Below are 11,246 nucleotides of genomic sequence, written 5' to 3' on the forward strand. Positions count from 1 at the left end.
TTGAAAAATTTGTAGATACTTGTACTTAAAAAAAACGTATCTCTACAATAAAAGATACGTTTTTGCTAATTTTCTATTTTAAATTTAAATTTATTTTCTATCTTTTCTTCTTAAAAAAGTCGGTATATCCAAATCTCCTAATGGATCTTCAAAATCTATATCTCCGTCTTTTTCGTCTTTTTTATCTGATTTTTTATTTGGCTTTTCTTCAAACCCTGTAGCAATAACAGTAATTTTAATTTCATCTTGAAGCCCTTCATCTATTCCTGCTCCAAATATTATATTAGCATCTTGATCTACGGCTTGTCTTATTAAATCCGCTGCTTCATTGACCTCAAATATTCCCAAATCGGCTCCACCTGTTATATTCAATAATACAGATTTTGCGCCTTCAATTGAGGTTTCCAACAGAGGACTTTTAATAGCTTGTTTTGCTGCTTCAGTAGCTCTATTATCTCCTGTTGCTTGTCCAATTCCCATATGTGCAATACCTTTACCATACATTATAGTTTTAACATCAGCAAAGTCCAAATTTATAAGATTTGGAACTGATATTAAGTCTGAGATTCCCTGTATGCCTTGCTTCAAAACTTCATCTGCCATCATAAAGGCATCTGACATCGTAGTCTTTTTGTCAGCTATTTGTAACAATCTATCATTGGGAATTGTAACTAGGGTATCAACTTTATTTTTCAAATCTTCTACACCCTTTTCAGCTTGAACCAGCCTTTTCTTTCCCTCAAAAGTAAAAGGCTTTGTCACAACTCCTACGGTAAGTATCCCTAATTCTTTTGCTATTTCTGCTACAATAGGCGCTGCGCCTGTACCGGTTCCTCCTCCCATGCCAGCAGTTATAAATATCATATCAGCACCTTTAATCGATTCCAGAATATCATTTCTATTTTCTTCAGCAGCTTTTTGACCAATTTCAGGGTTTGCTCCTGCTCCAAGCCCCTTAGTAATTTTTTCACCCAGTTGAAGCTTGACCTCTGCTCTGGAGGCATATAAAGATTGTCTATCCGTATTTAACGCTACAAAATCAACACCTCTAACGCCGCATTCTATCATCCTATTTACGGCATTATTACCCCCGCCACCAACGCCAATAACTTTAATTTTCGCAAATTGATCAACATCAATATCAAAATCAAACATCTAAATTCCTCCTTATCTTTGTGCTAATAATATATTAAACTGATTTTTTCTTTTGCAATAAAATTCTCCTTATAGAAGCAAAATTATCAAATAGGCGACTTCCAAAAGTAAAGATAGCAGCATAATAAAGAGGAACTCCCAGTATATCACCAATATATGCTAAAAATGCTGCCAAAATAGAATTCCCAAAAAATCCTGATACGAATATCTTGGTACTAAAACTACCCTCCAAATTTGCTCTTATCCCTCCAAAGACAGAATCTAAACAAGCTAAAATAGCAACTGAAATATAGAGTGAATAAGCTGTATTATAAGTATATGGTAACAAAAATCCTATAATCGCTCCAATTAGTATTCCTATAAGCGCAAAAAACATTTAATCCTCCTCCCCTACTGGTTTGGCAAAATCAAACCCTGAATCTCCAATATATGCAGGTATGACTATCTTATCCTCAATTCTAGGTTCAAAACCTATGAAATAAACATTTTTTAAAGCATCTCCATATGTCCCCGGAGCGTTGACCGACGCCATAAGTAACTTTGGATCCCCTATTGCCTTTATGATAAAAGGTATACCAATTACTTTATCATTAATCCCCATGACCGGTCCGCGGCACTTTATCTCAGAAGTTGATACCACTCTTTGATCATTTACACTAATGCATTCTGCTCCTGCCAATTTTAAATCATTTAAAATATTTAATATGTCTATATCATGAATTATGTCGTCATCGATACTCATCCCTACTATTTCATCATCCATATTGTCATACATTGTTATTACAATTCCAGGTCCTTCCAATCTTGTTCTTCCTGCTCTCGTTTTATTAATTTTTAAGTCAGCTTCTAAAATGTCTATGATATTTTCATTGCCAAGAGATATGTTTTCTAAAACTTCCAGTTCCTTTTCTTTTTGATTGACTAACATTTCCATTTCCACAATTTCATTATTAATTGCGTTTATTTCATCCTTCATATTTTGTATGGATTTTAAAGTCGCAGGCGCATATGAATCTACATTTAATTTCATTTGAGTTGCAATAAATATACCTATTATTATACTAAATAAGGCTATTATGATTGTTGGATTAGTTTTCTTCATTTATTTTCCTCCAATCAATTTATGCTCTCTTCAACAGGTTTTGCATATATAAATTCCTTAATCTTTCTGTATTTTGGTATTTGGACATTTTGGTCTTGAGTTAAATGTACAATATAATCATAATTCCTTAATTGCCAAACAATGCCTCCTTTTATTGCCAGTGCAGATTCTAATATACTTGGATCACCTATTGCTTTTATAATAATAGGAGAGCTAGTAGAAACTCCATTTATTTCTATATGATTTCCGGCCTTAACTATTTCTGTAAAAGCCGTATATCTTTGATCATTAATTGATATTGCCTCTGCATCCGCAGCGTTAAGTACACTAACGATTTGTAAAATTGCATCCAAATCGCTTACTATAGAATACTCATCTCCAAATTGTAAATCTGCAGGAGGATCATTGATTTCAAGAATAATCCCGGGACCTTCTAAATCCACATATCCTGCCAATGTTCTATATTTCATAGCATCATTGTATAAATTTTCTGCATAAGTATTATTTTCTAAACCACCTTTTTCATACTGCTTTATTTTATTTTCCAGTTCGGTAATTCTATTAGCTTGGGTCTCTTTCTCTGACTGAGCTTTTTTCAATTCTGATGCTAATTGCTGAGCTCTTTGAGTAGGTAAAACTCCTTCACCCACGGTTTTGCTGATGGTTTTAAACTGGATGGATAAAATCAAGCCTAAGAAGATAGATACTAGAGAAAGAGCTAGCATGTCCCTTGTTTTTTTCATTTTATCCCTCCTTAATTGTTGGTCACAATGATAGGCTTCTCTCCTTTATTCATTATTATCATTTTAACTGATATTTGTTTTTTTTCAATATCTTTTAATATTTCATCAAGATATCTTAACTTATATTTTACATCATCTAAAGGTCCAAAGGCAACAACAATACCATTATTTAATATAATATTTATATTATCGTCTGTTTCAAGATTAATTTCACTAAAATTCCTAATTATTTCTATGTTTTTTTCATCATTGATTAAATCTTTCAATTCTTGCCCATGCTCTATCTCAAAAATGTTTTCACTGGGCAAGACGTTTATATTAAAACCATTTATAATTGGTAATTTTTCTTCCTTATCTTCCTTAAAATCAAGAACATATCCTTCAATATCAACTAATAAATAGCTGGAGATATTCTTTATTTGTACTACCGCTTCACGTTCAGTTATGTTTATATTAATTGTTTTTGGTAGTTTTCTTTCAATCTTTACATCTTTTATATATGATAATTTCTTTATGCTTTTTTCACCATTACGCAAATTTACTTTAAAAATATTTTCACCTTTTATTATGCTTGACGCATTTTCTATAATATCTTTTGATAATTTATTATTTCCTTCAATATTTATCATACTTATATTAAACAAATCAGAATTTAAAGCAAAGGTAATTAAAATTGTAGTTATTAAAATAAGTAAAATTACATTGAAAAATATCCTTTTTCTTCTTTTTTTTCTTTCAACTCTAGTTGTCTTTTTCATCCTATTCACCTCAGTAGTTGTCCAAAAATCATCTAGCAGCAAAAGCTGCTTAGACAATCTCTATACTTGCTCCAAGAGATTTTAAATTTAAAAACATATTTTCGTATCCCCTGTTGACATGATGTATATTACCAATTTCTGTTGTCCCTTGTGCAATTAACCCTGCTAATACTAAAGCAGCGCCGCCTCTTAGATCACTAGCGAATACTTTAGCACCGGTCAATGATTTAACACCTTTTATAACAGCTACATTTCCAAATATTTTTATTTTGGCTCCCATTTTTATAAGTTCTTCTGCATGTTTAAACCTGTTCTCAAATATGGTTTCATTAACAATACTTGTTCCATTTGCTATTGTTAACAAAGCCATCATCTGCGCTTGCATATCAGTAGGAAATCCCGGATATGGAAGAGTTTGTAACATCTCCAATGAATTTAATTTATTGGGCCCGATTACTTTTAATGAGTTACCATTATAATAGATAATTGCACCTGCTTCTTTTAGCTTTGCAATTATACTTTGTATATGATCACTTATTATATTTTTTATTATGATTTCCCCTTTTGTTATAGCGGCGGCAGTCATATATGTTCCGGCTACAATTCTGTCAGGTATTATATGGTGGCTGCAACTATTCAAATTTTTAATTCCCTCTATGGTTATTACGCTTGAGCCGGCTCCCGTTACTCTTGCTCCTGCTTTATTGATATAGTTTTGTAAATCAATAATTTCCGGCTCTCTTGCAGCATTTCTTATAGTTGTAATACCATCTGCTGTTACTGCAGCTAATATTATATTTTCAGTTGCGCCTACTGACGGATAATCTAATTGTATATCGCATCCTTTTAGCCCTGTCGTCTTACAATCTAAAAATCCATGTGCTTCCTCTATTTCTGCTCCCATTTGCCTAAGAAATTTTAGGTGTAAATCAATAGGCCTAGGTCCTATCTCACAACCTCCCGGATAGCTTATTCTAACTTCTTTGAATCTTGCAAGCATAGCACCCATTAAAATTATAGATGACCTCATCTCTCTAACTAAATCTTCCGGCAAATACAGTTTATTTATTTCACTAGAATCTACGGTAATAATATTACCCTCATGATAAACTTTCGCTCCAAGATGTGATAGTAATTTAACCATTATATCAACATCTTTTAAATTTGGAATATTAGAAATTGTACTAGTTTTACCAGTAATAACTGAAGCAGCTAGTATAGGAAGAACCGAATTTTTAGCGCCTGGAATGTTAATCTCACCTTCAAGCTTACAACCTCCATTGATAATATACTTTTCCATTAACCCACCTCCATTGCACTATATGTTTATACTATGCAACGGTTAAAATGAGGGTTACTTTTATTTAATTATTTTATCCATTTCAAGTAAAATAAGCTTTAGAGAATCTGTTTTCCCAAGTTTTTTGCTATTTTTCGACATTTCCCTCAATTTTTCTCTATCATTTAATAAAGACTTAAGTGTAGATTCTAAATGATCACCATTTAAATCTTTTTCCAATATTAGCACACTGGCTCCTTGTTCTTCAAACACTCTGGCATTATATTCCTGATGATTTTCAGCAGTATATGCTTTCGGTATCAATATGCTTGGAACGCCAATTGCAGAAATCTCTGCTAAGGTTATAGCCCCGGAACTGGTAATAACAATATCTGCTATATTTAAAGCTTCCGGCATATCATAAAAATATGGTAATATTCTATATTTATCATTTAATTTTACATTTTCTCTTTTTAAATTATTCATAAAATCATCATAATATCTGGTTCCGGTAACATGCAACAATTGGAAGTTATCATTATGTTCATTGTTCTTAATAATATCAAAGATGGAGTTATTTAATTTTTTCTGTCCTCCGCTACCGCCAAATGATAAAACAAAGGGAATGTTTTTATCTATACCAAGCTTTCTATATGCATCATTTTTATTTACTCCAAGCATTTCTTTTCTGATTGGATTTCCCACTTTTACAACTCTATCAGGATGTTTAAAATACTTCCCAGCTTCGTCAAAGGTGACCAATACCTTATCTACATACCTGGAAAGGATTTTATTTGTTATGCCCGGAAAAGCATTTTGTTCATGTATTATCGCCGGAATTTTGTTTTTAGCAGCTATGTATACTATAGGCGCTGAAACATATCCTCCTGTTCCTATAACAATATCCGGTTTAAAATCTTTGATAATCTGCTTTGATTGTTTTAATCCGACAAATAATTCTCGAATAGCTATTAAAGAGTTTTTATTTATTTTTCTGGGTAGACCTTTAACTCTGATAGTTTTGAATTCAAAGCCTTCCTTAGGTACAAGTTCGGATTCCAAACCATTTTTTGTACCTACGTACAATATATTTGCATTCTTATATGACCTCTTAATTTCACTTGCTATGGCTAAAGCAGGATATATGTGACCTCCCGTACCTCCACCGGTAATTAAAAAGTTCAAAGCTCTCAACTCCTATCCAATTTTGCATATCTCGAAATGTTTAATAAAATACCCACCGCAGACATATAAAATAAAAGCGATGTGCCGCCATAACTTATAAAAGGCAATGTGATTCCCGTAGTTGGTATTGAAGATGTAACAACGGCAATATTTATTAATGATTGGATAGCAATAAGTGCAACTATTCCAGATGCTAAATAGCACCCAAACAAGTCTTCTGTCTTAAGAGCTATAAGTATCCCCCTCCATATAACAATTATAAAAAGTAACAAAACAATTAACGAGCCAATTAAACCTAATTCCTCCCCGATTATGGAAAAAATAAAATCGTTATATGCTTCCGGAATGTAAAAAAACTTTTGCCTGCTCTTTCCCAATCCTAAGCCAAATAATCCACCAGACCCTAAGGCATATAGTGATTGTACAGCTTGCCACCCTGTATTTAATTTATCTTTAAAAGGATCAAGAAAAGAAGTCCACCTATTTGCCCTAAACTCATTTCCCTCACCTCTACTGGATAAATACAAAACTAAAGCTCCTGCAGCTCCAAATACAAATAATAGACCTAATTTCATGCCCGATATAAAAAACATGCCAACCATAGTGGCAGCCAAAGTTATGGTAGTACCTAAGTCCTTCTGTAAGTAAATTAACCCACAGGATAAACCCATATATAATAGAGCAGGTATTACACCTTCTTTAAAAGATCTAACTTTATCCTTTTTATTGGCTAAAAATGCTGCAAAAAATATTACTGAGCCAACCTTAATCGCATCTGAAGGCATAAATGTAGTAAATCCTAAATTTATCCACCTTCTCGCACCTTTCCTTGTACTTCCCAAAGGGGAAAATATGAGTAGCCCTGAGATTAATGACAATATATAAATAGGTAAACTAAGTTTCTTAAGTCTTCTGTAATCAAAATTCATAAAAAATACCATTGCAACGGATCCTATTATAGCAGAAATTAGCTGCTTTCTTAGAAAGAAATACCCATCATCCTTTTCTACCATTGCCTCAGGCCAACTAGCACTAAACACCATAACAATTCCAATAAATACCAAGGCTATAATAGACACCAATAGTAAAAAATCCGAAGAACCTCTTTTGCTTTTTTTACTTTTCTTACTTTTCTGCATAAAATCACTCCATTAATTGGTGTACGTTAGTTTTAAAGTCACAGCCTCTTTCTTCAAAATTCTTATACATATCCCAACTGGCACATGCCGGAGACAACAATACATTGTCTCCTCTTATACCAAGTTTATAAGCTAAATCTACTGCATCCTTCATGTTTTCCACTAAATGAATATTATCGATGCCATACCTTATTGCTGTTTCTTCTATTTTTCTCTTAGTATGACCAAGTAAAATCAGAGCTTTTACTTTTCCCTTACAAACCTTAATAAATTCATCAAATAAGGAACCTTTATCATACCCTCCAGCTATTAATATAATAGGTTTTTCTATAGCTTCTATGGCTTTTATACTGGCATCAGGATTTGTTCCTTTAGAATCATTATAAAAGTTAATGCCATTTTTACGACTCACAAACTCCAATCTATGTTCTACACCTTCAAATGAGGACAATGTTTTTCTAATTATATCAATATCTATACCCATTGCTAAAGCAATCCCAACGCTGGCAAGAGCATTTTCCAAATTATGTTTTCCAATTAACTTAATATCCTCAATTGACATTAATTTTGTTTTATCTATACCATTATTAATAATTATATTTTCTTTTTCTATATAAATTCCCTTATCTAGTAGATTATTTGTACTAAATAAAATTACATTTGACTTTATATCATTAATGATTGATTTTAAATAAATATCATCATAATTCAAGACTACAAAATCTTCATAATTGAGGTTCTTAACTGCCTTGAGTTTTGCACGTTTATAATTTTCATAAGAACCATGCCAATCAATATGATCAGGTGTAATGTTTAATATAGTACTCACTTTAGGCTTGAAGTATTTTGTATATTCTAATTGAAAACTACTGGTTTCTACTATAAAAGCATCATCCTTTTTGGCATCAATAATTTTATCCAATATCCCTACTCCAATATTTCCAACAACATAAGTATTTAACTTTGCCTTTTTGAAAATTTCACCCGTCAACATTGTTGTAGTAGTTTTGCCATTTGTTCCGGTTATAGAAATTATATTTTGAGTAGGCGAAATTCTATATGCCAATTCTATGTCTGAAACAACTTCTATATTTTCATCAATTATCCTCTTAACTAAAGGATCATAAGGAGGTATCCCAGGACTTTTAACCGCCAAGTCAATCCCCTCTAATTTGATTTCATCATTACCTAAATAATATTCAATTTTTATGTCTTTTATTTGTTGTAGTAATTCTTTTAATTCCTCTTCACTCTTTGCATCATATACAACAATATCTACTCCTAATTTATTTATTGCTTTTATAATTGACAATCCTGAAATTCCAAGTCCCAAAACCAAAACCCTTTTATCTTTAAGAATCACAAAAACACCTCTCCTCTAGGTTCCCATATATATTTCATCTTCGTTTATAAATTGTAACCTAAAACTCCAATGAAGCACAATATAACTGTAATAATCCAAAACACCCCTACAACCTTTGTCTCTTTCCAGCCTTTAAGTTCAAAATGATGATGAAGCGGGCTCATAAGAAATACTCTTTTCCCAGTTAATTTGAAAGAAGCTACCTGAATAATAACCGACAATGTTTCAATAAAAAATATACCCCCTACAATTGGTAAAAATAAGGGTAAGTTTAATAATATTGCAATGCCGGAAATAGCTCCCCCCAGTGCAAGAGAACCTGTATCCCCCATAATTATCTTTGCAGGATGAGCATTGTGAATTAAAAATCCTAAGCAAGCTCCTGTCAAAGCAGCTGAAAATATTGAAACGCTATCTGCACCAGTATGTAATGCGATTAAGCTAAAAAAAGACAGCACTATAACAGAAACACCTGATGCAAGACCATCTAATCCATCAGTCAGATTAACACTGTTTACTGTACCAACAACCACGAAAACTATAAAAGGTATATAAGCAATCCCCAAATCTAAGTATTGACTTTTTAAGAATGGAATAATCACTTTTGTCCCAACTTCGGAAGTATTTGATTGATACAAAGCCAAAATAATTGCAAGAATTATTTGCCCTAATAATTTTTGATAAGCTTTTAGTCCTAAGTTTCTTCTTTTCATGATTTTAATATAATCATCAATAAATCCTATAAACCCAAAACCTAGGGTTGCAGCTATTAGAACTATCGTATCATTATTTATTAAGCCCGATGACAATACTGTCAAAATTAAGGCTATTATAATTACAATTCCGCCCATAGTAGGTGTCCCCGACTTTGAAAGATGCGACTTGGGACCTTCTTCTCTTATACTTTGACCTACCCTTAGTTTTTTTAGTATTGGAATTATAATAGGTCCCAGAAATAAGCTTATTAGAAATGCAATTATTATAGTTCTAATTATATGTGAATATATCATATTATGTATTCCTCCCGTGTTTGTTAAATATCCTTTAGACAATTTGATACGATCTCTCTTTCATCAAAAGGATAAGTTTTCCCATCTATTATGGTATATGTTTCATGCCCTTTACCAAATAATATTATTATATCCTTAGGCTTTGCATTATACAATGCATATTTTATTGCCTCTTTTCTATCTACAATTATTTTATATTCGATATTAGTATTTTTAATTCCTGTTAATATATCATTGATTATACTTTTAGGATTTTCGTATCTTGGATTATCAGAAGTTATTATTGAGTAGTCAGCATATCTGCCCACAACTTCTCCCATATCAGGTCTTTTAGATTTATCTCTATTTCCTCCTGCTCCAAATACTACTACTATCCTGCCTAATGAAAAATCCTTTATAGCTTTCAACACATTTTCTAGTCCGTCAGGAGTATGGGCATAATCTATGATTACCATAAAGTCTTTATTCGTTGGAATCAACTCAAACCTTCCCTTAACACCCTTTATATCTTCCAATCCCTTCTTTATATAGCTCAAATCCAAACCCAATGCTATAGCACATGATGCAGAAGCTAATGCATTATAAACAGTAAACTTCCCAGGTGTATTTAATTTTATATCCATTTTATTTCCATTATAATTTAAAATAAAGTCCACCTTGTTAAAAGAATATATAATGTCAGAAGCGTATACATCAGCTTTATTATCAATACTGTAGGTTAATAATTGTGCCCTATTTTTAACAATATCAACAATTCTTCTACCATAATTATCATCCAAATTAACAATATTAAAACCATCAGTTTTATAAAATAGTTTCAATTTTGCATTAAAATAGCTTTCCATATTTTTATGAAAATCCAAATGGTCTTTTGTTAGATTAGTAAAAATTCCAATATTGAAGTCAATATAGTCGACTCTATTGAGTTCTAAAGCATGAGATGATACTTCCATAACACATACTTTAACGTTTCTTTTTATCATATTGTCAAGATTTTTATTCAGTGCCAAAGCATCCGGTGTGGTATTATCCATTTTAACAATTTCATCCTCTATTATAATACCCGTTGTACCTATTATACCAGTTTTTATTTTAGCAGTATCCAATATACTTTTTAGATAATAAGACGTAGATGTCTTACCATTTGTACCTGTTATGCCAATTATCTCTAATTTTTGAGCCGGATGGTTGTAAAAATTGGAAGAAAAAAAGCCCAATGCATCTATGGTATCTTCCACTCTTATATAAGTTACATTCTCCTTAATATCAACTTTATCCATATGAACTATACATCTTGCTCCACTTGCAATAGCTTTATCAATAAAATCGTGCCCGTCAAAATTAAAGCCTTTTATGGCTATAAACATATTGTCTGTATAAACCTTACGAGAATCGTGATTTATATCAACTATATTTATACTCAAATTACCTATTTTTTCTTTAGTAAAGTAGTTTCCAAGAATATCTCTCAGAATCATAACCTACCTCCTAAAGTTAATTAAAAGGCAACTT

General features: G+C 31.9%; 11 protein-coding genes. All 11 read right to left on the minus strand.

Going from position 1 to position 11,246, the window contains the following annotated elements:
- Positions 1 to 90 precede the first annotated feature (90 nt).
- Genes ftsZ through H8707_RS09710 form a run of 11 tightly spaced genes read right to left on the minus strand, consistent with a single transcriptional unit; the run spans position 91 to position 11,212 of the window.
- A complete protein-coding gene (gene ftsZ / locus H8707_RS09660) occupies positions 91 to 1,155 on the minus strand; it encodes a cell division protein FtsZ (protein ID WP_262429946.1) in 1,065 nt (354 codons plus the stop codon).
- A gap of 34 nt (positions 1,156 to 1,189) precedes the next feature.
- A complete protein-coding gene (locus H8707_RS09665) occupies positions 1,190 to 1,531 on the minus strand; it encodes a small basic family protein (RefSeq protein ID WP_262429947.1) in 342 nt (113 codons plus the stop codon).
- A complete protein-coding gene (locus tag H8707_RS09670; protein ID WP_262429948.1) occupies positions 1,532 to 2,257 on the minus strand; it encodes a DUF881 domain-containing protein in 726 nt (241 codons plus the stop codon).
- 14 nt (positions 2,258 to 2,271) lie between these two features.
- Positions 2,272 to 3,000, minus strand: coding sequence for a DUF881 domain-containing protein (locus H8707_RS09675; RefSeq protein WP_262429949.1), 729 nt, complete (start codon positions 2,998 to 3,000; stop codon positions 2,272 to 2,274).
- Between the two features lie 11 nt (positions 3,001 to 3,011).
- The gene (locus H8707_RS09680; protein WP_262429950.1) at positions 3,012 to 3,758 is read right to left on the minus strand and encodes a cell division protein FtsQ/DivIB; all 747 of its coding nucleotides are present in this window, start codon (positions 3,756 to 3,758) and stop codon (positions 3,012 to 3,014) included.
- Between the two features lie 49 nt (positions 3,759 to 3,807).
- Complete coding sequence (gene murA / locus H8707_RS09685; protein WP_262429951.1) at positions 3,808 to 5,058, minus strand: UDP-N-acetylglucosamine 1-carboxyvinyltransferase; 1,251 nt, start codon at positions 5,056 to 5,058, stop codon at positions 3,808 to 3,810.
- Between the two features lie 60 nt (positions 5,059 to 5,118).
- Positions 5,119 to 6,222, minus strand: a complete 1,104-nt coding sequence (gene murG / locus H8707_RS09690) for an undecaprenyldiphospho-muramoylpentapeptide beta-N-acetylglucosaminyltransferase (RefSeq protein WP_262429952.1) — start codon at positions 6,220 to 6,222, stop codon at positions 5,119 to 5,121.
- 5 nt (positions 6,223 to 6,227) lie between these two features.
- Complete coding sequence (ftsW, locus tag H8707_RS09695; RefSeq protein WP_262429953.1) at positions 6,228 to 7,361, minus strand: putative lipid II flippase FtsW; 1,134 nt, start codon at positions 7,359 to 7,361, stop codon at positions 6,228 to 6,230.
- Between the two features lie 4 nt (positions 7,362 to 7,365).
- A complete protein-coding gene (gene murD, locus H8707_RS09700; RefSeq protein WP_262429954.1) occupies positions 7,366 to 8,724 on the minus strand; it encodes a UDP-N-acetylmuramoyl-L-alanine--D-glutamate ligase in 1,359 nt (452 codons plus the stop codon).
- A 44-nt stretch (positions 8,725 to 8,768) separates the two neighbouring features.
- Positions 8,769 to 9,734, minus strand: a complete 966-nt coding sequence (gene mraY, locus H8707_RS09705) for a phospho-N-acetylmuramoyl-pentapeptide-transferase (protein WP_262429955.1) — start codon at positions 9,732 to 9,734, stop codon at positions 8,769 to 8,771.
- 23 nt (positions 9,735 to 9,757) lie between these two features.
- The gene (locus tag H8707_RS09710) at positions 9,758 to 11,212 is read right to left on the minus strand and encodes a UDP-N-acetylmuramoyl-L-alanyl-D-glutamate--2,6-diaminopimelate ligase (RefSeq protein ID WP_262429956.1); all 1,455 of its coding nucleotides are present in this window, start codon (positions 11,210 to 11,212) and stop codon (positions 9,758 to 9,760) included.
- Between the last annotated feature and the right edge of the window lie 34 nt (positions 11,213 to 11,246).

Source organism: Paratissierella segnis, assembly GCF_014385195.1.
Classification (GTDB): Bacteria; Bacillota; Clostridia; order Tissierellales; family Tissierellaceae; genus Paratissierella; species Paratissierella segnis.

Coding starts and splice junctions, on each gene's coding strand:
- ftsZ (WP_262429946.1), bottom strand. CDS start 1,155: ATGTTTGATTTTGATATTGATGTTGATCAATTTGCGAAAATTAAAGTT.
- H8707_RS09665 (WP_262429947.1), bottom strand. CDS start 1,531: ATGTTTTTTGCGCTTATAGGAATACTAATTGGAGCGATTATAGGATTT.
- H8707_RS09670 (WP_262429948.1), bottom strand. CDS start 2,257: ATGAAGAAAACTAATCCAACAATCATAATAGCCTTATTTAGTATAATA.
- H8707_RS09675 (WP_262429949.1), bottom strand. CDS start 3,000: ATGAAAAAAACAAGGGACATGCTAGCTCTTTCTCTAGTATCTATCTTC.
- H8707_RS09680 (WP_262429950.1), bottom strand. CDS start 3,758: ATGAAAAAGACAACTAGAGTTGAAAGAAAAAAAAGAAGAAAAAGGATA.
- murA (WP_262429951.1), bottom strand. CDS start 5,058: ATGGAAAAGTATATTATCAATGGAGGTTGTAAGCTTGAAGGTGAGATT.
- ftsW (WP_262429953.1), bottom strand. CDS start 7,361: ATGCAGAAAAGTAAGAAAAGTAAAAAAAGCAAAAGAGGTTCTTCGGAT.
- mraY (WP_262429955.1), bottom strand. CDS start 9,734: ATGATATATTCACATATAATTAGAACTATAATAATTGCATTTCTAATA.
- H8707_RS09710 (WP_262429956.1), bottom strand. CDS start 11,212: ATGATTCTGAGAGATATTCTTGGAAACTACTTTACTAAAGAAAAAATA.